General features: G+C 64.1%; 21 protein-coding genes. 8 read left to right on the top strand and 13 right to left on the bottom strand.

Features of this window, described 5'->3' with window-relative positions; translation table 11 throughout:
- Positions 1–27: 27 nt before the first annotated feature.
- Together GEV37_RS01500 and GEV37_RS01495 are read right to left on the bottom strand one after the other, a co-directional pair.
- Positions 28–1047 carry a patatin-like phospholipase family protein gene (locus GEV37_RS01500; protein WP_227388400.1) on the bottom strand — a complete coding sequence of 340 codons (1020 nt, stop codon included), beginning with the start codon at positions 1045–1047 and terminating at the stop codon, positions 28–30.
- Between the two features lie 84 nt (positions 1048–1131).
- Positions 1132–1869 carry a murein L,D-transpeptidase catalytic domain family protein gene (locus GEV37_RS01495; protein WP_227388399.1) on the bottom strand — a complete coding sequence of 246 codons (738 nt, stop codon included), beginning with the start codon at positions 1867–1869 and terminating at the stop codon, positions 1132–1134.
- Positions 1870–2054: 185 nt separating this feature from the next.
- Between GEV37_RS01495 and GEV37_RS01490 the strand changes: the two genes are divergently transcribed.
- Positions 2055–3707 (top strand): L,D-transpeptidase family protein, encoded by a 1653-nt coding sequence (locus GEV37_RS01490; protein ID WP_227388398.1) that lies wholly within the window; start codon positions 2055–2057, stop codon positions 3705–3707.
- Between the two features lie 76 nt (positions 3708–3783).
- On the opposite strand, the gene GEV37_RS01485 is transcribed toward GEV37_RS01490, so the two are convergent.
- Entirely contained in the window at positions 3784–5445 is a 1662-nt protein-coding gene (locus GEV37_RS01485; protein ID WP_227388397.1) for a peptidoglycan DD-metalloendopeptidase family protein, read from the bottom strand.
- A 742-nt stretch (positions 5446–6187) separates the two neighbouring features.
- On the opposite strand from GEV37_RS01485, the gene GEV37_RS01480 reads away from it, so the two are divergent.
- Together GEV37_RS01480 and GEV37_RS01475 are read left to right on the top strand one after the other, a co-directional pair.
- Positions 6188–7108: a LysR family transcriptional regulator gene (locus GEV37_RS01480; protein ID WP_227388396.1), complete on the top strand. Its 921-nt coding sequence runs from the start codon at positions 6188–6190 to the stop codon at positions 7106–7108.
- 76 nt (positions 7109–7184) lie between these two features.
- On the top strand, positions 7185–8189 hold the full coding sequence (locus GEV37_RS01475; RefSeq protein WP_227388395.1) for a glutathione S-transferase family protein: 1005 nt from the start codon (positions 7185–7187) through the stop codon (positions 8187–8189).
- Between the two features lie 96 nt (positions 8190–8285).
- Here GEV37_RS01475 and GEV37_RS01470 read toward each other — a convergent pair whose 3' ends face one another.
- Positions 8286–8792: a PRC-barrel domain-containing protein gene (locus GEV37_RS01470; RefSeq protein ID WP_227388394.1), complete on the bottom strand. Its 507-nt coding sequence runs from the start codon at positions 8790–8792 to the stop codon at positions 8286–8288.
- A 156-nt stretch (positions 8793–8948) separates the two neighbouring features.
- Complete coding sequence (locus GEV37_RS01465) at positions 8949–9146, bottom strand: CsbD family protein (protein ID WP_227388393.1); 198 nt, start codon at positions 9144–9146, stop codon at positions 8949–8951.
- Between the two features lie 548 nt (positions 9147–9694).
- On the opposite strand from GEV37_RS01465, the gene GEV37_RS01460 reads away from it, so the two are divergent.
- Together GEV37_RS01460 and nfi are read left to right on the top strand one after the other, a co-directional pair.
- A complete protein-coding gene (locus GEV37_RS01460) occupies positions 9695–11401 on the top strand; it encodes a DEAD/DEAH box helicase (protein ID WP_227388392.1) in 1707 nt (568 codons plus the stop codon).
- Positions 11402–11508: 107 nt separating this feature from the next.
- Positions 11509–12228, top strand: coding sequence for a deoxyribonuclease V (nfi, locus tag GEV37_RS01455; protein ID WP_227388391.1), 720 nt, complete (start codon positions 11509–11511; stop codon positions 12226–12228).
- On the opposite strand, the gene GEV37_RS01450 is transcribed toward nfi, so the two are convergent.
- Positions 12212–12925 carry a glutamine amidotransferase gene (locus GEV37_RS01450; protein ID WP_227388390.1) on the bottom strand — a complete coding sequence of 238 codons (714 nt, stop codon included), beginning with the start codon at positions 12923–12925 and terminating at the stop codon, positions 12212–12214. The two genes, nfi and GEV37_RS01450, sit on opposite strands and share 17 nt — an antisense overlap.
- 116 nt (positions 12926–13041) lie before the next feature.
- Between GEV37_RS01450 and tpx the strand changes: the two genes are divergently transcribed.
- The gene (gene tpx, locus GEV37_RS01445; RefSeq protein WP_227388389.1) at positions 13042–13548 is read left to right on the top strand and encodes a thiol peroxidase; all 507 of its coding nucleotides are present in this window, start codon (positions 13042–13044) and stop codon (positions 13546–13548) included.
- Between the two features lie 3 nt (positions 13549–13551).
- Here the strand turns inward: tpx and GEV37_RS01440 are convergent, their stop codons facing one another.
- Together GEV37_RS01440 and GEV37_RS01435 are read right to left on the bottom strand one after the other, a co-directional pair.
- Positions 13552–14220 carry a gamma-glutamyl-gamma-aminobutyrate hydrolase family protein gene (locus GEV37_RS01440; protein WP_227388388.1) on the bottom strand — a complete coding sequence of 223 codons (669 nt, stop codon included), beginning with the start codon at positions 14218–14220 and terminating at the stop codon, positions 13552–13554.
- A 22-nt stretch (positions 14221–14242) separates the two neighbouring features.
- Positions 14243–15250, bottom strand: coding sequence for an amidoligase family protein (locus GEV37_RS01435; protein ID WP_227388387.1), 1008 nt, complete (start codon positions 15248–15250; stop codon positions 14243–14245).
- Positions 15251–15383: 133 nt separating this feature from the next.
- On the opposite strand from GEV37_RS01435, the gene GEV37_RS01430 reads away from it, so the two are divergent.
- On the top strand, positions 15384–17789 hold the full coding sequence (locus tag GEV37_RS01430; RefSeq protein WP_227388386.1) for a mechanosensitive ion channel domain-containing protein: 2406 nt from the start codon (positions 15384–15386) through the stop codon (positions 17787–17789).
- Here the strand turns inward: GEV37_RS01430 and GEV37_RS01425 are convergent.
- Positions 17706–18137 carry a hypothetical protein gene (locus GEV37_RS01425; RefSeq protein ID WP_227388385.1) on the bottom strand — a complete coding sequence of 144 codons (432 nt, stop codon included), beginning with the start codon at positions 18135–18137 and terminating at the stop codon, positions 17706–17708. The two genes, GEV37_RS01430 and GEV37_RS01425, sit on opposite strands and share 84 nt — an antisense overlap.
- A gap of 14 nt (positions 18138–18151) precedes the next feature.
- On the bottom strand, positions 18152–19075 hold the full coding sequence (locus GEV37_RS01420) for a J domain-containing protein (RefSeq protein ID WP_227388384.1): 924 nt from the start codon (positions 19073–19075) through the stop codon (positions 18152–18154).
- A 157-nt stretch (positions 19076–19232) separates the two neighbouring features.
- Between GEV37_RS01420 and GEV37_RS01415 the strand changes: the two genes are divergently transcribed.
- The gene (locus GEV37_RS01415; protein ID WP_227388383.1) at positions 19233–20657 is read left to right on the top strand and encodes a hypothetical protein; all 1425 of its coding nucleotides are present in this window, start codon (positions 19233–19235) and stop codon (positions 20655–20657) included.
- Positions 20658–20698: 41 nt separating this feature from the next.
- Here the strand turns inward: GEV37_RS01415 and GEV37_RS01410 are convergent, their stop codons facing one another.
- The 3 genes from GEV37_RS01410 to deoD form a co-directional block, all read right to left on the bottom strand.
- The gene (locus tag GEV37_RS01410) at positions 20699–21826 is read right to left on the bottom strand and encodes an aminotransferase class V-fold PLP-dependent enzyme (RefSeq protein ID WP_227388382.1); all 1128 of its coding nucleotides are present in this window, start codon (positions 21824–21826) and stop codon (positions 20699–20701) included.
- A 97-nt stretch (positions 21827–21923) separates the two neighbouring features.
- Entirely contained in the window at positions 21924–22328 is a 405-nt protein-coding gene (gene cdd, locus GEV37_RS01405) for a cytidine deaminase (RefSeq protein ID WP_227388381.1), read from the bottom strand.
- The gene (deoD, locus tag GEV37_RS01400) at positions 22325–23065 is read right to left on the bottom strand and encodes a purine-nucleoside phosphorylase (RefSeq protein WP_227388380.1); all 741 of its coding nucleotides are present in this window, start codon (positions 23063–23065) and stop codon (positions 22325–22327) included. Before deoD ends, cdd begins: the two co-directional genes overlap by 4 nt.
- Between the last annotated feature and the right edge of the window lie 28 nt (positions 23066–23093).

Raw genomic sequence — 23093 nt, 5'->3', positions numbered from 1 at the left:
CGCCTAGGGCCCTTCGATCGTGCGGGGTCATTCGTTCATGTAGACGGTATCGATGTCGAGCGTCGAACGCTGTCCCAGCGCCTCGAAGTGCTCGTCGAGCCAGCGCTGGGCGGCGGTGCGGCCCAGTTCGAACAGATGGCTCAGAAAGGCCCATTCGGCGTTCATCTTGCTCGAGACCGATAGCTCCTCGAGGGCGTGCTCGCCGCTGATGCGATGAAAAAGCGTCTGCTGGTAGCAGTTTTCGATGCCTTGCTCGTCGAGGGCGTGCTGGAGCAGGGCGATCATGCGGATCTCCTTGATCAGCGCGGCATTGAAAGTGATCTCGTTGAGCCGGTTCATGATCGCCGAGGCGGTGGTGGGCACCGTGTCACGGCTGATGGGGTTGATCTGGACCAGCATGATGTCTCGGGCGCTGCACTCCTCCATCAGCGGGAACAGCGCCGGGTTGCCCATGTAACCGCCGTCCCAGTAGGCTTCGCCTTCGATCTCCACCGCCTGGAACATGAACGGCAGGCAGGCCGAGGCCATCACCGCGTCCAGGGTCATCTCTTCGCGACGAAACACGCGCTGTTTGCCGGTGCGCACGTTGGTAGCGGCAACGAACAGCTTCAGCCGGTCGCAGCGGCGCACCCGCTCGAAGTCGACGTGCTTGTCGACGATGTCGCGCAGCGGATTGACGTTGAAAGGATTGAACTGATACGGCGAGATCAGCCGACTCATCAGGTCCATCGCGATGTAGCCCGGCGACTGGTCCAGGCTCCAGTTGCCGGTGAGCATGTCCAGCGGCGAGCGGCGGATCGGGCTTGCCATGCCGGCCAGGCTGACCGCCCGCCAGAAGTCGCGCAGCGCCTGGCGGGCGGTCTCGTGATCGCCGCGGGTCAGTGCATCCGCCATGATCACGCCGTTCATGGCGCCGGCGCTGGTGCCACTGATGCCCTCGATCTCGATACGTGGATCCTCGAGCAGCCGATCCACCACGCCCCAGGTGTAGCCCCCGTGGGCACCGCCGCCTTGAAGCGCCAGATCCAGCGTCTTCACCGTCGCCATATCGTCTTCCTCGCCGTGGTTCGTCCGGCTTTCAGCATGGCAGAAAAACCCTGGCGTGAAAGGGCGCCCTTCAACGCAGCCGCGCTAGCGCGACGCCGCCAACTGGTAGGGAGCCTCCACGGGGCAGCGCGCGCGCGCCGAACTCGCCAGCCACTCGGCGTCCGGGTAGTAGGCGAACACGTACTGGTTTTCCTTGAGGCTGTCGATCAGCGGGTAGGTGATGTCCTCGCGAACCGCCGGGCAACCGTGGCTGCGCCCTAGCCGTCCGGTCTGGGCGATGAACTCCTCGCTGACGTAGTTTGCCCCGTGAATCACGATGGCGCGGTCGAAGGCCAGGTCATTGACGTCGGCCTCCAGACCGTCCAGGCGCAGCGAGTAGCCGTTGCGTCCGTAGTAGCTGTTCATGGTACGAAACAGCCCCAGGCTCGACTGGAAGCTTTCCGGGGTATTGGAGAAGAGCCGCGCCTCGGCGTCGCCGGAGCCCCGCCCGTGGGAGACCAGCTCCTTGAACAGCAGCCGGTTCTGATGCAGGTCGAACACCCACAGGCGCTCCTCGGTGGAGGGTAGCGAGTAGTCGATCACCGCCAGGCGCTCGGCGCCGGGGTCAGCGCAGGCGAGCGCCTGGGCGGCCATCGCCAGTGCCTGGGGGGTCGCCGACGGCGCCAGTAGCTGCAGTTGATGGTTGAGCGGCGAGACGCCGGGCGGCGCCGAAGCGCCGAGCTGCGACAGGAAACTCGTCGGGGGAGCCGCATGAACAAGAGGGGCCGGCAGTAGCGGAATCGCGAGCAGTAGACCGGTCAGAAAGCGCCATCGAAGCCACATGTGAGAAGACCTACTATAGTTAATTGTACGTGAAGTGGGGGTATGCAGGTCGGTCGCGGGCGAGCCCACCTTGCAAAGGGCAGCACCGAGCCAACCGATGACCTCGGCCATCAACGATAGTCAGTGCGCATGTTTATCTTTACCGGGTTGTCATGCGCCACCGCATAGTAACCCAGGGAGGGGTTATGAACGAGAATCTGCCGATCAAGAAATGGGCGGTCAGCGCTGTCTTCACCCTGGCACTGATGCCGCTTCCCCAGGCGATCCAGCAGGCTCATGCCGATGCGCTGACGCAGCAGGCGCTGTCGCGCCAGATCAGCGCAACCGCCAGCGACGCCCTGCCCGTGGCGGAATTCTATCAACTGCGCGATGGCGAGCCCGTTTGGCAGGACACAGCGCAGGTCGAAGCGCTGGCGAGCGCTCTCGCGGCGCTCGATGCGGATGGGCTCACGCCGAGCGACTACCGCGCTGCCAGCCTGCTGGACGAGTACCGGCTCAGCCGTCAGGCGGGGAGCGATGCCGAGGCGCGCTTCGACGTCGACGCCACCCGGCGATTGCTGCTGGCGCTGGATCACCTGTCGCGCGGCAAGGTCGACCCGCTGAGTTTGAACACCCATTGGGACGGCGAGCGCCCGGGGCGCGGCTACAGTTTGATGCAGGTGCGCCATGCCCTGGAGCGCGGCGACGTCGCGGCCGCCTTCGAGGCGGCAAGGCCCGCCACGCCCGCGTATCGCGAGCTGCGTCAGGCGCTGGTGGAGTACCGCGCGTTAGAACGGCAGGGAGCCACGGCGCGTTACCTCGAGGGCCGAAGTGAGTCGCTCAGGCCCGGCGATCGCGGCGATGACGTGGTAGTGCTGCGCGAGCGTCTGGCACTGTGGGGGGAGGGCGGGCTGGTGGCAGCGGACGACGACGCCTATCCGATGATCGACGCCGTGGCACGCAGCACCGCGACGTCATCGGATTCGCGCTACTTCGACGCCGAGCTCGAGAGCGCGGTGAAGCGCTTCCAGCGCCGCCACCAGCTGCAGGCCGACGGCGTCGTCGGCAACAACACCCGTCTGGCGCTCAATGCCTCGATTCGCCAGCGCATCGACCAACTGCGTATCAACCTCGAGCGGGCCCGCTGGATGGCGCCCTTCGAGAACGAGGGCTCGCGGGTGTGGGTGGACATCGCCGGCTACACGTTGCACTACGTTCGCCCGGACGGCCAGCAGTGGGATGCCCGTGTTGTGGTCGGCTCCCCGGGGCGGGCCACGCCCATCATCCACTCCGCCATCAGCCACCTTACCATCAACCCGAGTTGGACGATTCCGCCGACCATTCTGCGCGAAGACGTGCTGCCCCGCGTGAGAAACGATGCAAGCTATCTATCCCAGCGCAACATTCAGGTGGTCAGTCCCGCCGGCGATCGTCTCGACCCGGCGAGCATCGACTGGCAGCGCCCCGGCGGCGTCATGCTTCGCCAGGTGGCCGGCAGCGGCAACCCGTTGGGGAGGGTCGTGGTGCGCTTTCCCAACAACGACATGATCTACCTGCACGACACCCCGGCGCAGGGCGCGTTCGGGCGCAGTCAGCGCGCGCTGAGCTCGGGCTGCATTCGCGTGGAAGGTATCGGCGAGCTTGCCCAGCTGCTGCTGCGCGACAGCGGAAGCCAGCACCAAGTGAGTACGCTGATGAGCCGCTCGGCGAGCGATCAGAACGTCAATCTGCCAAGGCGTATCCCGGTCATGCTGCACTACATGACCGCCTGGCCCAATGCGGCGGGCGAGGTGGAGTTCCGCGACGACATTTATCGCCACGACGCGGCGCTGTTGAGTGCCCTGGACCGGGCCGTGTAGGCCAGAATGGACGCATGAAAAAAGCCGCCCGGAGGGGCGGCTTTTTCGTCAGAGGGCTTTCTTCACCGAGGCGATCTCAGTCGCGCTCGCCGGCTTGGTAGTTGGCGACGTTGACGGTGCCGGTCTCGCCGCTTTCGAGCGCGGCCAGCATCGGCTCGGCCTGGCTCTGGAAGGCGATCAGGGTGTCGCCGGTCAGGCCCGTCGAATCCGGCAGCTCTACGGTCATGGCATTGACCGGCGAGTTGTTGACGATGACTTCGTAATGCAGGTGAGGGCCCGTGCTGCGGCCGGTGTTGCCGGAAAGCGCGATGCGCTCGCCCATGGTGACGCGCTCACCCACGCTGACCAGCGGGCGGGAAAGGTGCAGATAGCGGGTGCGGTAGCCGTTGTCGTGACGGATGACCACGTAGCGACCGGCGGCGGCATGGTTGGCGACGCGCTCGACGCGGCCGTCCGCCGGTGCCACAACGGGCGTGCCGATCGGCATGGCGAAGTCGGTACCGTTGTGCGGACTGATGCGCCCGGTCACCGGGTGCTTGCGACGCGGGTTGAACGACGAGCTCAGGCGGTAGCTGCCTTCGAACGGGTAGCGCGCGAAGCCGGGCTCGAGGCCGCTACCTTCGGGCGTATAGAACTTGCTGTCGGTGGCGTTGCGAACGATGGTCAAATCCATCCGCTCGCCCTCGTAGTGAACGGCCAGTACGCGCGCGTCGAGCTCTTCGCCGTCGATCATGTCGGACTCGACCAGCACGTTGAAGCGGTCGCCCCGGCGGCTGTCACGACGGAAGTCGAGCTTCTTCTCAAGCACGCGGGTGAGCTCCGTGACCGAGCCGCTGGACAGGCCCGTGGCCTGGGCCGAGCGGGCGAAGCTGCCGCTGACGGTGCCGGCGAACAGACGCTGGACCGGCTCGCCCTCGCGTTCGATGGCGGTCACGGCGAAGCTGTCGGTATCACGCTCGAGCATGACGCCGTCGCGGATGTTCTTCATCATGCGCAGCGACAAAAGCCGTCCATTCTCGTCGAGCTGGTAGTCGAAGCTGTTGCCGGCGCGCCAGTTGGTGAGAATGCGCGGATCCGACATGTCGTCCAGAAGCGCCATGACCTCGCTGTAGCCCATGCCCAGCTCGTCCTGGGCGATCGCGGCGAAGGTTTCGCCGGAGGCAACGATATGGGTTTTCCACTCGGGAACGTAGGGCTCTTCGGCGGCCAGCTCCATTTCGAGGAAGGAGATATCGTCGAACAGCTCGATACCGTAATCCTCGTAGGAAGTGGCATCGGCAATCTCGACCGAGGCATCGGCGCTCGGCTCGTCGATATTGAGCATGCCACTGGAAACCGTGCCGAAGACCACGGCCATGTGGATGGCGCCTTCATCGAGAACGGGTTTGGCATCGATTTCACTGGAGATCGACGCTTCAGCGCGCGAGATGACGTCGAGATCGATAATTTCGGTGGCAGCGAGATCGCTCAGGGGGATCTGCTCGCGGGTCGCGTCGAGGGCGCGGGAGGCGCGGTCGATCGCTTCGGCGACCGGTGCACGCTCCTGGCGAAGCGAAGGCACGGCGGTCACGCCGTCGCTGGGAAGCGGTACGAGCACGCTTTCCAAAGAGGTATGCGGTTGATTCAGGTCTTGGTAAGTCGTTAAAAGCTTCTGTGTGCCCAGCACGGTGACCATGGTGGCCACGGGTAAAAGTAACAATTTGTGCGTGCGGGGCAGCGAATGGAGGATTCGCAACATGAGTAAATGGGCCGCCGAGTTCTAGGTGAAAACGCAAGGTAAAAATGAATAAGCTCGGGAACCATACCCCAAGGTCTCTGGGGTGAATAGACTGTGTTTGCATACAGAAAATGGACTTTCGCTCGAAGGCGAAAGTATCGTTCGAAGAGGAATATTTTAGAACAGTGTTTGCTAACCTTCCTTTAATAGGGCAGGTTGAGTTCGAAGAGCTGACTTCATGTTGTACAAGGTTTTTTTCTTGTATCATTTCCTCGCGATCTAATGAAGCAGGCTAATAAAAAAGCTCATGAAGCATAAAATACTTACTTGAGTTCACGTGTATGGCAGCAGCTCCACTGTGGGAGCGAAAAGAAACGGCTTGCGGGATCGACCAGGCGGTCGGCGAACGCACTTACTCAATAACCTATACAAGGCGTATCGTCTTCAAGGTCAAACAACAGGGAAAAATTTATTATTCATCGATTCGAGATGTCGTGTAGCCGCATCGAAAACGGCTGTTTTTTTCAAAAAGTGTCTTTTGGTTATTTTTTGTAAAATTCTGGATTTTACCGCTTTTGGCATTGCGCCTCGGCAGGCTCTTGCACCTTATATACCTTTTTTTAAAAGTTCCCTACTATTTTTTATTTATGAGCTGAATTAATAAGGATTAAGGTAGTGATGTCTATTCGACACTACTACCCTTCTGGTAAGGTTTTTTCGAATTTAAGCGTTTTCACTCGCTTCTAGCGTCGAGGAAATCGAAATGTCACGGGTAACACTCGCACAGTGGCACATGTTGGCCGCCGTAGTGGATCATGGCGGCTTCGCCCGCGCCGCCGAAGCCATTCACAAGAGCCCTTCTACGCTCAATCACGCCGTTCACAAGCTCGAAGAGCAGCTCGGGGTTCAAGTGCTCGAACCGGTTGGCCGCCAGGTACGCCTGACCGAGGCTGGCGAACTGCTGCTACGGCGCGCGCGCCAGTTGATCGAGAGCGCGGCATCCCTTGAGGACGTGGCGTCACGCTTGGCGGAAGGATTGGAGGCGGAGGTGGTGGTCGCCATCGACCAGGTGTTCCCCGCGGATGCTCAGGCCAAGGCGCTGGAGCGCTTTTCTGCCGCCTACCCACAGGTAAGGGTGCAGCTTCATGAAAGCGTGCTCAATGGCGGGGTCGAAATGCTGCAGGACGGCCGCGCGGACCTGGTGATCTGCGGCCTGGACGTTCCGGGGTTTCTCGGCGAGCCCTTGGTCGGCGTGCGCTTCATCGCCGTCGCCCATCCGAGCCACGCGCTGCACAAGCTCGGGCGCTCTCTCGATCTGCGTGACCTGGCGCAATATCGCCAACTGGTGGTGAGGGATTCGGCAGTGCGCCAATCCGCCAATGCGGGCTGGCTCAAGGCCGAGCAACGCTGGACGGTGAGCCACCTCAATACCTCGCTCGACATGATCAAGCGCGGCCTGGGCTTTGCCTGGATGCCGATCACCCGTATCGCTCAAGAACTCGAGCGGGGCGATCTCAAGCCGCTGCCGCTGGTGGCCGGCGGCGTTCGCGAGGCGCCATTTCAGTTGATCTTCAAGGATCGCGATCGTGCCGGACCTGCCACCCATGCCATGGCGCAGGCGCTCAAGGAAGCGGTGATCGCCGAGTGTCCCCAGGATTCTATTTCATCGAACGAAACCGCGTAAAACATGCGCTTGAGGCTGCAGCGGCGCAAAGTATGCTGATTCAGTAAGTAACGATGAATGGCCAAGGAGACGCGACATGGGATTGCTGGTAGAAGGTGAGTGGGTCGATCAGTGGTACGACACCAAGAAAAGCGGCGGAGAGTTCGTTCGCGAGTCGGCCAAGCTGCGCGACTGGGTAGGCGAGGGCGCGCCCGCCGATCACGAAGGCAAGCGCTTTCCCGCCGAGAAGGGGCGCTACCATCTTTATGTATCGCTCGCCTGCCCCTGGGCGCATCGGACGCTGATCATGCGCAAGCTCAAAGGGATCGACGAGTTGATCGGCGTCTCCCACGTAAGCCCCTTGATGCTCGACAAGGGCTGGACCTACGACGAGGCGGAAGGCTCGAGTGGCGATCCCGTCAATGGCGCCCGCTACCATTACGAGCTCTATACAAAGACCGATTCGCACTACACGGGGCGCGTCACGGTGCCGGTACTGTGGGACAAGCAGCGCCAGGCCATCGTCAACAACGAGTCGGCGGATCTCGTGCGCATGTTCAACGGCGCCTTCGACGAGTTGACCGGCAATACGCTCGACTTCTACCCGCAGGACCTTCGCGCCACGATCGACGAGATCAATGCCGACGTCTACGATAACGTCAACAATGGGGTCTACAAGGCGGGTTTCGCGACCGAACAGTCAGTGTACGAGAAGCACGTCAAGGCGCTCTTCGCCGCGCTCGACCGTCTCGAGCAGCGTCTGGAGACCAATCGCTACCTGGCGGGCGAGTGGCTGACCGAGGCCGACATTCGCATGTTCACCACCCTGGTGCGCTTCGATGCGGTGTATCACGGCCACTTCAAGTGCAACGTCCGGCGCATCGAGGATTATCCGCAGCTCTCGAACTACCTGCGTGAGCTGTACCAGTGGCCGGGCGTGGCCGACACCGTGAACATGGACCACATCAAGCGCCACTACTATTACAGCCACGATAACATCAACCCCACTCGCATCGTGCCCGTCGGGCCGGCACTCGATTTCGATTGCCCTCATGACCGGGAGCGCCTTCCAGGAGCTGGCATTCGTTCACGGTCGGCATGAGCCAAGTCATGCCAAAACGCAGAAGGGCCGCCCGGTGGGCGGCCCTTCTGCATTCGCCTTCTGCATTCGGCGTGGCAAAGCTTGGTCAGCAAGCGCTTACTGCTGTTCGGGGGCGTCGTCGTCGCTGAACGCTTCCCGGGTACGCTGCCAGGCGCTTTCGGCACCGTCGCGGGTGGTCTGCCAGGCTTCGCGAGCATTGGCCTGGGTCTGCTCCCACCAATCGCGATCATAAGCGGGGAAATCTTCCACTTCTTCCGGAGTGGCCGAGAGCATGATGCGGTGCTCGGTTTCACCATCGCCTTCGGTGCTGGTCTCGAGGGTGAAGTAGTCGGTGCCGACCACGATCTCGCGACCGCCAAGGCCGAGTACCGCGCCACTTTCGATGACCAATGCGGTGATACGCATGTCGTCGTCGAAAAGAATGTCGTCAACGTCACCGATCTCTTCGCCCGAACCGTTGGCGAAATAGACGTCGGCATCGAGGATGTCCTCGGCCGAGTAGACGCCTTGCGGCTCCTGGGCGGTGGTCTGGGCCTGGGCATCGAGTGACAGTCCTGCCAGCAGGGCAGTGCTCATGGCCGTCAGTAGCAGTGATTTACGCATATTGAACTCCTTGTCACCAAAATGGCTTGTAACCTCGGCGGATCATTGGCAATGGCCTTGTTTGCCATCGATGCCTGTCCGGATACGACCGCCTCGTTCGTTGCGGGTCGATAGAGGCCGGGGCGGCGCGTCCTGCGCCAGACCCGGTCGTGAATTCTACAGGCCGTTGGCCCAGTCGTCGGCACGCTTTTCCGCTTGCTCGCGCTCGAGTCCATATTTCTGCTGGAGCTTGCCTACCAGCTGATCCTTCTTGCCGCCGATCTGATCGAGTTCGTCATCGGTCAGCTCACCCCAGCTGGCGCGCGCCTTGCCTTTCATCTCGGTCCATTTACCTTCGATCTGGTCCCAGTTCATGGCGTCACTCCTTGGTACATTCCTTGGTACATTCGTTAAGCTGCGGCCGGAAGCCGTAAATCGGTGTTGCCATAAAAATCTTAGACGATACATCGACAAGCGCAAGTTCGAAGGTGCATGTCGGTTAAAGCGAAAAGGCTAGCCAGTCAAGTGGTGAAGTGTTAGTATCCGCTCTCCTCGCATGTGTTGACCCCTCCATCAAGACGGTAAGCGTAAAAGCCCGTAGATGCTATGCACTATTGACTAAGCACTATACGGCTCCGCTTGCGGGAACATCCCAAGAGATGTTCATTGCTGTGAAGATGGCGCGTTTTTAGCATTTCACCAGTCGGGTGAAATCGACGCAGAAGGTCGCCACGACGGTTGGCAGATACGTTTCATTGTCATCGTTATCTGCTTCCGAATGCTGGGTGCGACCGGCGTCTTTGACTCCTTCAGTTGATCCTCCGCAGGGCGGAGTTCGTGAACAGCGCCTTGCGCTGCTTGACGTGTCGAAGACGCTCATGACGTTTTTTGCCGGCCCCTGCCGGCCTACCAAGGTGTGATTAATGACCTCGACTTCTGTCGCCTCGCCGAGCTTCGGCGATCTGGCTCTGCTGCCTGCCGTTCTTTCTGCTGTTGAAGCACAGGGCTACCAGACTCCTTCGCCTATCCAGGCGCAAACCATTCCTGCGCTGCTGGAAGGCCGCGACATGCTGGGCCAGGCCCAGACCGGCACCGGCAAGACCGCTGCCTTTGCACTGCCGCTTCTCTCTCGCCTCGATCTTGACCGTCGCGAACCCCAGGTGCTGGTGATGGCACCGACCCGTGAGCTCGCCCAGCAGGTGGCGGTCTCGTTCAGCAAGTACGGCCAGAACCTCAAGGGTCTGGAAGTGGCCACGCTGTGCGGCGGTCAGGAGTATCGCGAGCAGCTCGGCGCCCTGAAGCGCGGTGCCCAGGTCGTGGTCGGCACCCCCGGACGCATCATCGACCACCTGGATCGCGGCAGCCTGAAACTCGACGGCCTCTCCGCCCTGGTCCTCGACGAAGCCGACGAGATGCTGCGCATGGGCTTCATCGACGACGTCAAGCGCGTGGTCGCCGACACCCCGCAGAATGCCCAGCGCGTGTTCTTCTCGGCGACCCTGCCGGCGGAGATCGAGCGCATCGTCAACCGTTACCTGGTCGACCCGGTGAAGGTGGCCATCGAGTCCAAGACCACCACCGGCGACAACATCGAGCAGCGCCTGGTGCGTGTCGATGGCGGTGCCAAGCTTGAAGCGCTGGCGCGCATCCTCGAAGTCGAGCCCGTTGATGCGGCGATCGTCTTCGTGCGTACTCGCGCGGCGTGCACCACGCTGGTCGAGCAGCTCACCGCGCGCGGCGTCAACGCCGCCGGCCTGTCCGGTGATCTGGATCAAAGCCTGCGCGAGCGCACCATCACCCGCCTGAAGCGCGGCAAGGTGGACGTATTGATCGCCACCGACGTCGCCGCTCGCGGTCTCGACGTTCCGCGCATCACCCACGTGGTCAACTACGACCTGCCCCAGGACGCCGAAGCCTACACTCACCGCATCGGCCGTACCGGTCGTGCCGGACGCAGCGGTATCGCGATCACCTTCGCCGGCTTCCGTGAAGGCCGCAAGGTGGGCTGGATGGAGCAGGCCACCGGTCAGAAGATGACCGAAATGCCGCTGCCGGACGAGAGCGCCATTCGCGCCCACCGCGACGAGGTGTTCCATCACCGCGTGGTGGCGGCCCTGACCAAGGGCGCCGACGAACAGCGCGCGCTGGTCGAGCGTCTGGTCGAGGAAGGCCACGACGCCATTGAGCTTGCCTGCGCCTTCGCCGCCATGGCCCGTGCCGACGAAGCGCCGATCGGTCGTCTGCAGGCACCGCGCAAGGAGCGTCCGACGCGTGATGGCGGCCGTGACGCCAAGCCGCGTCGCGAACGTTCGAATACTCCGAGCGAAGGCATGACCCGCTACCGCGTCTCCGTCGGTCACAAGGACGGCGTCAAGCCGGGCCAGCTGGTCGGAGCGCTGGCCAACGAAGGCGGTATCGAAGGCGCGCGTATCGGCCGTATCGATATCCGCAACGCCTTCTCGGTGGTGGAACTGCCGAGCGGCCTGCCGGCCAGCATTCTAGCCAAGATGGCTCGCGCCCGGGTGGCCGGTCGTCCGCTGGAAATCAGCGAAGACAGCGCCCCCGAGCGCGCACCGCGCCGCCGCCGCAACGATGGCGATGCGCCGGTTCGCCGCCGCGAACGCGCCTGAACTTGAGCCTGAAGCTCAAGGCTTGATAAGACCCCGCTTTCGAGCGGGGTTTTTTATGCGCCGAGAAATCTTCTAGGCTTAGCGAGGCACCATAGACAGGAGGTGACATGGACGCACCGTTGCACGAATGGAATCTCGAGCCCGCCGAGGCCATCGCACTGCAAAAGCGCCTCGCAACGCGCCTGGAACTCGCCGACCGCATCGACGAGGTGGCGTACATCGCCGGAGTGGATATCGGCTTCGAGGAGGCCGGCGAGATCACCCGGGCGGCGGTGGTACTGCTCGAGTGGAATGAGATCAAGGCGCCGACGCTGGAGGTGGTCGAGCAGGTGATTCACCGCGAGCCCACGCGTATGCCCTACGTGCCAGGGCTTTTGTCGTTTCGCGAGATTCCCGCCGCCCTGGGCGCCTTCGCGAAACTCTCGCAAACGCCGCAACTGGTGATGGTCGACGGCCAGGGGATCGCGCATCCGCGAAAGCTCGGCGTGGCGGCGCACCTGGGACTATGGCTGGACCTTCCAACCATCGGTGTCGCCAAGTCGCGCCTTTACGGGCGCTTCGAGCCGGTGGGCGAGCAGCGCGGCGACTGGAGCGCACTGACCGCCCGGGGCGAGACCATCGGCGCCGTGCTGCGCTCGCGGGAGAAGGTGAAGCCGATCTTCGTGTCGCCCGGGCACCGGCTGTCGCTTGCCACCTCGCTTGACTGGGTCACGCGGTGCCTCGGGCGTACCAAGCTGCCCGAACCCACGCGGCTGGCCGACCGGCTCGCTTCGCGGCGCGACGAGAAGCGCCGCAAGGCCAGCGTCGAGCCTACAAGAGACGCGTGAAGCGCTCGAGCAGGCTGCTGGCGTGAGGGGTGGGCGCGATGCCCTGAATCAAGGCGCCAACGTCCTCGCCCTGCTCGATCAGTGCGTCGCTCACGCGATCGAGATAGGCGCGCATGATGTCGGTGTCGAACTCTGGATGGAACTGCACGCTCCATTGGCGCGTGCCGTAACGCAGCGCCTGGTGGCCGTCGTGGTCGTTGCAGGCGAGAATCACGGCATCGCTCGGTGCGCGCAGCACCGTTTGGCCATGGGTCAGGTGCGCCTTGAAACGCGAGGGCAACTGGCTGAACAGCGCATCACGGTCGGAGGCGTCAGTACGCTCGACCATGAAAGTACCCGCCTCGCGCCCCTTCGGGTGGTTGCCGGCCTCGCCGCCGAAGGCTTCCGCCATCAGCTGGTGACCGTAGCACACGCCGAGCATGGCGATATCGCGTGCACGGGCCTGCTTGAGCCAGGGCTTGAGCGCCTCGCTCCACGCTTCCTTGTCGCTGACCATGGCGTTTGAGCCGGTGATCACGATGGCATCGAGCCCGTCAAGCTCAGGTGCATGGGTGTCGCTGCGCGGGTCCCAGAGCGTGACGGTGATGCCGGGCACGGCGCGCTCGAGAGGCTGCGAGAACAGCCTGTCGAAGTCACCGTGGCGCTCGACGACTTCGGGAAAGGCGTCGCCGGTCTTGATGATCAGTACTGAGGGCATGAAAATCTCGTGTCGATGGATGCAAGCCGCCGGCTGCGTTATAAACGAGTCGCCCATGATTCGGCGACCGGGAACCGTGTTGCCGGATTGTCACCAATAACACGTAAGGAACTCTCATGCAGCAAATTACCCGAGGCGGTACACCGATGGACGTGGATGGCGCGATTCCCGAGGCGGGCGCCAAGGCGCCGGCGCTCACGCTGACCGACCGCGACCTCAATGACGTGACGCTTGCGGATTTCGCCGGCAAGCGCAAGGTGCTCAACATCATCCCCAGCGTCGATACGCCCACCTGCGCCACGTCCACGCGCCGCTTCAACGAGCTGGCCGCGGCGATGGAAGACACGGTGGTGCTGGTGGTCTCGGCGGACCTGCCGTTTGCAGCGGTGCGCTTTTGCGGCGCCGAAGGGCTCGATGACGTGGAGACGCTCTCCACCTTTCGTCACCCGGAATTTTTGAAAGCGTGGGGCGTGGCCCTCGTCAATAGCCCGATGCAGGGGCTCTGCGCGCGGGCGGTGGTGGTGCTCGATACCGATGACACCGTACTGCACAGCGAACTGGTGGGCGAGCTCAAGAACGAGCCCGACTACGACGCCGCGCTGAGCGCTCTGAAGGCGCGTTGACGTTCAGCCCTGACGGCGGGCCGCCTCCACCAGCGCGCGGATCAGACGCTGCTGGGGGCGGTTGAAGATCAGCCACTCCGGGTGCCACTGAACACCGATCACGAAATCGTGCTCGGTGGACTCGATCCCCTGCACCAGGCCGTCGCGGTCGCGCGCGACGATCTCGATTCCCCGGCCCGCGACGTTCACCGCCTGGTGGTGAAGGCTGTTGACCCGGCACCAGGTCACCTCGAGAAGCTCAAAAAGCTTGCTGCCCCCGACGATGTCGACGGTCTTTCTGGGCAGTACCGTGCGCCGGCGCTTCAATCCCTCGTGGGTGGTGTAGATGTCCGGATCGAGCGTGCCGCCGAGGTGGACGTTGATCAGCTGCGCCCCGCGACAGATGCCCAGTACCGGCGTATGGCGCGGGATGAAGTGCGCCAGCAGGTCGAGCTCCAGCGCGTCCCGGGCCGGGTCCAGGCGCACGCCAAGCTGCAGCTCGCCGCCGTAGAGCTGCGCCTGGATGTCGTCGCCGCCGCCGATGATCAGCCCGTCGAGGTCTGGCGGGCGCGGGCGCGAAGGCGACAGCCGCAGCGGGCGTCCGCCGTGGCGCCAGACGGCGAACCAGTCGAACCACCAGGCCAGGTGGCTCTTGTCATCGGAGGTGGTGATGCCGATCAAGGGGCGAGGCATGGGCGACGTCTCCTGGCAGGTATCAACGGTGCGCGAACAGGTGGCGCAGGTGCTCTTTCAGACGCGCCGGCCAGCGACGGGCGTGACGCGCCACGAATTCGTCGCAGCGCGCTTCTAGGCGCGGCGTATCGAAGGCCAGCTTTTCCACCTCGACCCAGCGATTCCACTCCACCACCGCTCCCCAGCCAGGGCGAGAGAGCTGCGCGTTGGGCAACCGGTAGTGAAAGGCGGGGCGAGGCTTGGTCAGGCGAGCGTGGACCAGCGCGTGCGGATGTTCCGGGCGCAGGTAGGCAAACAGCGGCAGCATGTCGAGCTCGCGATTGCGCGTGGGGTTGTGGTGCAGGTAGTCATCGATAAACTGGTCGAGCGTCGGCGCGTAGCGGCGGTCGAGCACCTTGCGTGCGTACTCCTTGGGAAAGGGGTTTGCATGGGGCAGCACCTCGCGGGTGATGTCCACCTTGATCTCGTCGCGCAGCCAGCCGGCCAGCAGCAGGTAGGCGCGCATCATCGCCAGCAGATGCGTGACCTCGAGGCTCGCCGTCTCGACGTTGAGATGCAGCCCGAACCCGTAGAGCAGGCTCGCATCGGTCCCTTTGGCGCCTTTCTCGCGCAGCGCCTGGAACAGCACGTCGAGTCTTTCGAGCTCGCTCCAGGCAAGCGGCGGACAGATGATCTCGGTCGGCACGAGCCCGGTGACCATGTCGCCGATCAGCGCCCGGGTCTTGCGGTGGAATTCGCGACGCCGCAGGCGACGGTGATCGTCCCATTCGCCGTCACCGGTACTTGCTTTTTGCTCGCGGCTGATGTCCGGGTGAGCGTACTGGGTGTCGAGCTCGATCTTGAAAGTACCGAAGTGGGGCGTGTGGACCAGCAGCCGATGCGGATTGACTCGCTCGACCTCGCCGTCGAACAGCTCGGCCACTCGTTGAGCGGTTTGCCGGGCGGGGAGGCCGGCGAATTCGATCTCCACACCGACGCAGCGCGTTTGGCCATCATGGTTCAAACGTTGGGGTGGCGCCTGCAGCGTCATCTCGGCATCCTTGCGGTGAACGTTTACGTTTTCAGCCTATCATAGTCACGCCACAGGCTAAGCGATATTCGCGGTGGCTCCATCAATGAACCATCCTCGGCAGCGACCAGGATGGCAAGTCCAGGAGGAGAGTGTGCGACAGCAGTGGTGGATCGGTTTCATCGTCAGTATCGCGCTGTGCCTGCTGACCGGCGCGGTGCAGGCCCAGGGCGTATCGCTGCCGAGCCTGGGGGGCGATCAGGGCGACACTCAGGAGCCCGCGGTCAGCAGCAACGAGTTCCAGAGCTCGCTCAACGACGTCATCACGCTCCTGGAGAACGAGGAGCAGCGAACGGCGCTGCTCGACTCCCTGCGCGAGCTGCAGGTCACAAGCGATGCCACCGAAGGCGATGGCGTAGTGCGCCAGGGTCTGCTCGGCGCGCTGGCGGATACCTTGAGCGATCTGGGCGATCAGGCCCAGGCGGGCAACTCGCCCATCGACGAGTGGTCACGCCAACTCGTTCAAGGGGCAGCGGACCTGCGTGCGCTCAACGAAGGCACCGATCAGGGCCAGGCGCTGCGCGAGGTGATCGATGGCGCGCTGTTCGCCACGGTCTGGGTATTGCTGCTCACGATCATGATCGCCTTCGGGCGCCTGGTAGCCACCCGGCGTGAATGGCCGCTGGACCTGCCACGCGATCCCAAAGCGTGGCTGCTGGTAGCGCACTTTTTCCGCCGCATGCTGCCCTGGGCGCTGTCCTTCGCCATCATCCTGGGCATCGGACAGCTGCTGGCCTATAGCCCCGGACGGGCGCTGGTGCTGGTCATCGCCTACGTCTGCCTGTGCGGGCGAGCGCTATCCGTGGTATTCGAGACGGTCATCGCGTTCTTCAGCCGCGGGCATCGCTTCACCGCGGTGCAGCAGCTCCAGCAGCAGGCGCTGCGCGGGCTGTTCGTGATCGGCGCGCTCATTGCGCTGGGCGATGCGGTCAACTCCATCCGGCTCATCGAGCTTCTCGGCCCCGAGCTTGCAAGCCTCATGTCGGTGCTGGCCAACATGCTGGCGGCGCTGCTGGCGGCGCGCTTCATCCTCAAGTTCAAGCGACCGATTCGCCACCTGATCTGCAACCGACCCTACAAGCAGCGCCGTGACGCCAGCGCGGCGGTCGAGATGGTGCGTACCCTCGGCGGGCTCTGGCACATACCGGCGCTTTTGATGGTGGGCGGCTCGCTGTTGGCGATCTTCATCACCGTGGGCGACGTGGGCACGGCACTTGCGCGCTCGATCATCTCGGCGAGCCTCTTGGTGCTGACGCTGGTGGTCACCGGGCTTCTGCGCCGCCAGGCCGAACGCTTGACCAAGCGCCGCCACCGCCGCCGCCATAGCCAGTACCGCAAGCGCCTGGAACGCTTCGGCTTCGTGCTGGCGCACATCTGTGCCTGGATGGTGTTCGCCGAACTCTCGATGCAGGTGTGGGGCGGCTCGCTCTTCGGGCTTGGCCAGCAGGCGGTGGCCAGCGCGCGCATCGGTCAGGCGCTGGTAAGCCTGGGGGCGACGGTGTTGCTCGCCTGGCTGGTGTGGATCTTCGCCGACACCGCGATCCAGCGGGCGCTTACTTCCTCGGCGCGCTCGCGCGGGCGCCGTGTCAACCAGGCTCGGGCGCAGACGATCACGCCGATGATCCGCAACGTCATCTTCGTCGCCATTCTGATCATCGCGGTGATTGCCGGGCTTGCCAATCTCGGGGTCAACGTCACGCCGCTGCTCGCCGGTGCCGGTGTCATCGGTCTGGCGATCGGTTTCGGCGCCCAGACCCTGGTACAGGACTTGATCACCGGTATCTTCATCCTGATCGAGGACTCGCTGGCGGTGGACGACTTCGTCCAGATCAACGGCCACATGGGCACCGTCGAAGGCCTGACCCTGCGCACCGTGAAGCTTCGCGACCTCGACGGCGTGGTGCACATCATCACCTTCAGCCGGATCGAGTCGATCCACAACATGTCGCGTCAGTTCGGCATCGCCCTGATGCGCATTCGCATACCCTTCGACATGCGTATCGACGATGCCATTACTCTGATGCAGGAGACCGCCCAGGCGCTTCGACAGGACCCGATGATGCGCCACTACATCTGGTCGCCGCTGGAGATGCAGGGCGTGCAGGGCTTCGAGGATGGCTGTCCGATCCTGCGCATGCGCTTTCGTACCGCCCCGGAGATGCAATGGGACGTGTCACGCGCCTTCAATTTGCTGCTCAAGCAGCGCATGGAAGAGCAGAAGATCGACCTGGGCGTGCCGCGTTTGAGCGTGAGCATGGAGCCGCGCTCCCAGGAGGAAGTGAACGAAAGCGCGGGGACCGACTTCTTCATCGATACCGCCGGCAGCGACAATGAGGCGCCGAAACGCCCGACGCCGCCCCAGCCCGCGCCTCGGCCGACACGCGCCGAGACGCGCCGGGACGAGCGCGAGCGGCACTCAGAGCACGCCGAGCCCCGCGGCCAGGGCGAGCCCGCCCACGAGGCCTACGCACGCGCCCAGAACGAACAGGGCGACGAGTAGCCAGCCTCCGCCCAGGCGCTTGAATCGGTCGAACAGCGATACCGCCTCGCTGACCCGTGAGGTCAGCGTATCGAGGCTCGAGGCGGGGCCGCTCGAGGGCTGCGAGAAGTCGTTGGCCGCCTCGCCCTGCCAGTGGGGGGCGTGGGTCAGCCCGAGCCGCGCCCGCAGGCTACCGATATCGCGCAGCACACGATGCGTCTCATCGTAGCGCTGCCGATGCGAGGCCACGACGAGCGTGGCCTCGGCGTCCTGGCGCAGCGCGCGGTTGGGACACGCCTCGATGGCGGCCTCGAGGGTGGGAGCGTCCACGTCGGGGGCGAGTGCCAGCCGTTGATAGAGATCGCGCATAGGGTGACACCTCGTCAGAGAGACGCCTTGATCAGGTAGTCGTAGGCGTTCTTGATCCGCTGGAAACGCTGGGAGGCCAGCGCCACATGATGATCGCTCTGGGTATAGAAGCGATCCGGATGATTGAGCTGGGCCAGGCGCCGGTAGGCACGGCGAATATCGGCACGGCTCGCGCCGGAGGCCAGGCCGAGAACCGCCAGGGCGCGGCGTGTCTTGTAGGCGTCCGAGGGTGCCGGGGTGGGGCCGGGGTCACGGCGCGCGCGTTCGCGCCGGGCCTTTTCTCGGCGCGCCTGGTCCTCGCGGGCCTGCTCGCGCTGGACTTCGTCGCGGCGAGCCTGCTCCTGGCGCTTGCGCTCCTGCGCGGCGGCCTCGGCTGCCTGGCGCGCTTCACGCTCTTTCGCCTCGCGCGCTTCACGCTCATTCGCCTCGCGCTCTTCGCGCGCTCGGGCCTCGCGGTAGTCGGCGTCATGCTCGAGCCAGTACGCCTGGCGGCTGATGTCCTCGGGCCTACCCAGTGCCACGCCGGTCAGCTCCAGAAACAGGGTCGCCAGCGTCGTCGGGGCGAGGGTGAGCACATCGGCGAGAAAACGCAGCACGTGATGGTTCTCCGTCGAAAGCGTGCCGTCGTCGGTGGCCAGGGTAATCGCCTGGTGCATCACCGCCTGGCGACGCTGGGCGTCGCAGTCACGGCGAATCACTTCGGCGGCCAGCTGCAGCGCGTCGATGTTTTGCTCCCTGGCGATCTCGAGCATCGCCGTCGGCGCGTGGCCGTGGCGAAAGTGGCCCGTCACCTGGGCGAGCCTCCGGCGGCGCTGGCTGTCCGAGACGCCCCGGCGCTTGACGAGCACCCAGGCCAGCAACAGCAACACTGCCGTGTCCACTTGGCTGCGGCTTTCGATCAGCACGCGCTCGAAGCTTGAAAAACCGCCGGTGGGCATTGCCGGGCTCCCGAAACGATAGGCGGTGGCAGGGCGGCGAGCCGCCGATGCCGCTTGGCTATCCTGGTTCTATAGTCAAAGATGTCCGCATGTCAAAGCCATGGGGGTTGCAAGTTTACCGTCAAGGGAAAATTAATGTCAGAGGGAGAAGCACCAGGTGATCAACGTCGAGCGCAAGAACAGCTTCCAGCTGCGCCTGACCCGGCGACTGAAGGAGGAGACCTCGCATACGCTGGACGTCTACCTCTTCGTGCCCGGGGAGTTGGGGCTGAGCGCCCAGCTCGTCACCGAAGAGGCGTTCTTTCACAGCGCGATCCAGGTGTCGCGCACCTACTACAGCGACCAGTATCACCTGCCGCTGGTGCACAGCCGCCTGGCGAGCCGTAACCGGCTGGGCAGCGACTCCTACCGACTGAGCCTGAGTCTCTACGCCTACCAGTACGTGGTCGCTCTCGAGCAGGCCACCCAATCGATCTTGAGCGATACCCGGGGGCTGCGCTTCGAAGCCAAGCGCGAGCCCACCGAGCAGGAGCACGAGAGCATCCAGGCGCTGCTTGAGAAGGTCGACGAGATGAGTAGCCTGAGCGAAGGCATTCTCAAGCGGCTGCGGCGCAACGAGCCCAGCGACGAGACGCTCTACAAGTACTTCGCCAACATCGACAACTACCTCTCCTGGCTGACCGAGCAGCAGCACCTGACGCTGCTCGCCCACCTGCCGCGCGGCGGCGTGTTCAATCCGCTGCGCAAGCAGCTCGTGGCGCTGTGCGAGGTGCAGAGTGACTACCGGCGCGAACGCGAGTACAACGCCGAGCGTGTCATGGCGGACCCTACGCGCATGTCGAACAAGATGCGCCTCTTGCGGCGGCTGATCGAGTATCCCATCACCTTGAAGCAGACCTCCCAGGAGCTCGGCCAGGGCGAGCAGAAGGCGGTGAAGGCGCTGGCGACCGCCGTGGTGATGGTGTTCGTGATGCTCGGGGTGCTGAGCCTGCGCGATGTGGTGGGCGACATTCCGGCGCTGTTCGTGCTGGCCATGGCGCTGCTGTACGCCCTGCGCGAGGTATTCAAGGACGACCTGCGCAATACCCTGTGGCGGGTACTGCGCAAGGGGCGGCCCAAGTGGCGGCGTCAGTACCTGGACCCCACGCGCAACGCCTTGGTGGGGCGCCAGCTCGAATGGTTCAACTACAAGCGCTTCTCCACGCTCGATGAGGAGATCCAGCAGCTTCGCCACCGAAGTGTGGTCCAGCGCGAAGAGCTGGTGCTGCACTATCGTTCGCGCTCGCGCATGTCGCCCACGCGCTTTCTGAGCGGCTACGAGCACACCCGGGAAACCCTGACGCTGGATATCTCGCTGCTCACTCGGCTGATGAGCAAGGGCAAGCACCATATCTACCGGCTCAAGGAGGGCCAGGCGGTGCGTGAAAGCGTCGAACGGCGCCATCTGTTCAATCTGGTGATCCGCGAAACCGGCAGCGAAGACGACCCCCACCTGGCGCGCTGGAAGGTCGTGGTCAGCCGCTCCGGCATCGTCGACGTCGAACGGGTCGATCGACATGCCGCCAATGAAAAGCGCCCCTGAGGGTGCTCACGCTTCACGACGTGCCATTCACCACTTGACCCTTATGCCTTCACCCGCTCGATCGCCTCTTCGAGCTTTTCGACGCTGCGCTCGGTATGGTGCAGCTTGTCCAGGCCAAAGAGGCCGATGCGGAAGGTCGGGAAGTCGTCGCCCTCGTCGCACATCAAGGGTACGCCGCCGGCGACCTGCACGCCGGCGTGGGCCAGCTTGCCGACGATCCCGCTATCTTCGGTGTAGCTGACCACCACGCCCGGCGCCTCGAAGCCTTCGGCGGCGACGCTGACAAAACCGTGGCGGGCGAGCATGGCGCGCACCTGCACCCCGAGGTCGATCTGCTCCTGCTTCACCTTGTCGAAACCGTACTCGCGGGTCTCCTGCATGATGTCTCTGAGCGTGGTGAGCGCGTCGGTGGGCATGGTGGCGTGGTAGGCGTGGCCGCCGTTTTCGTACGCCTGCATGATGGCGTGCCACTTGCCCAGATCGCAGGCAAAGCTGTTGCTCCGGGTGGTGTCGAGGCGCTCGACGGCGCGGCGGCCGAGCATCACCATGGCGCAGCAGGGCTGGCCGCTCCAGCCTTTCTGCGGGGCGCTGACCACCACGTCGATGTTCAGGTCCTGCATGTCGACCCACAGCGTGCCGGCGGCGATGGCGTCGAGCACGAACAGCGCCCCGACTTCGCGGGCAGCCTTGCCCACTTCGCGAATATAGGCATCCGGCAGCAGAATACCGGCGGAGGTTTCCACCTGCGGGGCGAAGACCACGGCGGGTCTTTCCGCACGGATGCGCTCGGCCACCTCGGCGGCGGGCACCGGGGCGAAGGGCGAGCGGGCATCGCCTGCGTCCACCCGGCGCGCCTTGAGCGCCTCGTGGTCATCGGTCAGCCGTCCGGTCTCGATGATCTGTGTCCAGCGGTAGCTGAACCAGCCGTTGCGCACCACCAGCACTTTTTCGTCGAGGGCGAACTGGCGCGCCACCGCTTCCATGCCGAAGGTGCCGCTGCCAGGCACGATCACGCTGGCCTCGGCGTTGTAGACCTCCTTCAGGGTAGCGGAGATGTCGCGCATCACGTGTTGAAAGCGCTTCGACATGTGATTCAGCGAGCGGTCGGTGTAGACCACGGAGTATTCGAGCAGACCAGCGGGGTCGACATCGGGCAACAGAGCCGCCATGGCGTTTCTCCTGAAAGAGGTGAAGGAAAGGGCCCACAGCATACGAGGATTGTGGAACCGGTGCCAGCCGGCCCCGCCAGGCGGCGGGGCGCGGGCGTCAGCGCGGCGGCAGCTGCTCGGGGCCGAAGGCGTCCGGCAGAAGCGTTTGCAGGGTGTAGCTCTTGAGAATCTCGCCGTCGCGGGCGATGACGTGAATCTCGGTCGTTGGGGTGGCGAACTCGCGAATGCGCTGGCGACAGTCCCCGCAAGGGGTGCACAAATGCTCTCCCGGGCCCATCACGAACACCCGGGCAAGCGTTCGGTGGCCAGATGTGACCATCGCCGAGATCGCCGAGCCTTCGGCGCAGACGCCCTTGTAGTGGGCGACCTCGACGTTGCAGCCCACGAACTGCTCGCCGTCCGGCGTCTCCATGACGGAGGCCACCGGGTGGTCCGAGTAGGGCACGTAGGCGTTGCCAAGCGCCGTGGTCAGTTTCTCGAGCAGGGCGTCGTCGACCTTCATGATGCCGCCTCGGCGCCAAGCGCCCCCTTGTCACGCAGCACCGCCTCGAGGGCGATGGTCATCATGTCGTTGAAGGTGCTCTGGCGATCGGCGCTGGAGAGCGAATCGCCCTTGAGGATGTGGTCCGACACGGTGCAGATCGTCAGCGCCCGGGCGCCGAACTCGGCGGCCACGCCGTAGAGCCCGGCGGCTTCCATCTCGACGCCGACGATGTTGTAGCGCTTCATCAGCTCGGCCATCTGCTCTTGGGGGTTGTAGAACAGATCCGCCGAGAAGAGGTTGCCCACCTTGACCGGCACGTTCTGCGCCTTGGCGGCGGCCACGGCGTGGCTTGCCCACTCGAAGTCGGCGATGGCGGCCAGGTCGTGGTCGTTGAAGCGCATGCGGTTGACCTTGGAGTCGGTGCTGGCGCCGAGGCCAATCACCACGTCACGCACGTTGACGTCGTCACGCACCGCGCCACAGGAACCGACGCGAATGATCGACGTGACGCCGAACTCGGTGATCAGCTCCTTGGCGTAGATCGACACCGACGGAATCCCCATGCCGTGGCCCATCACCGAGACCTCGACCCCCTGGTAGGTGCCGGTGAAGCCGAGCATGCTGCGCACGTCGTTGACCTGACGCACGTTCTCGAGATAGGTCTCGGCGATGTACTTGGCGCGCAGCGGGTCGCCGGGCATGAGCACGGTATCGGCGAAATCGCCTTTTTCAGCGTTGATGTGCGGCGTTGCCATGCAAGTTCCTCGATTATCCAGTCAGTGG

Source organism: Vreelandella malpeensis (assembly GCF_020622355.1).
Classification (GTDB): Bacteria; Pseudomonadota; Gammaproteobacteria; order Pseudomonadales; family Halomonadaceae; genus Vreelandella; species Vreelandella malpeensis.
This window is presented reverse-complemented; position numbering and strand designations above follow the sequence as displayed.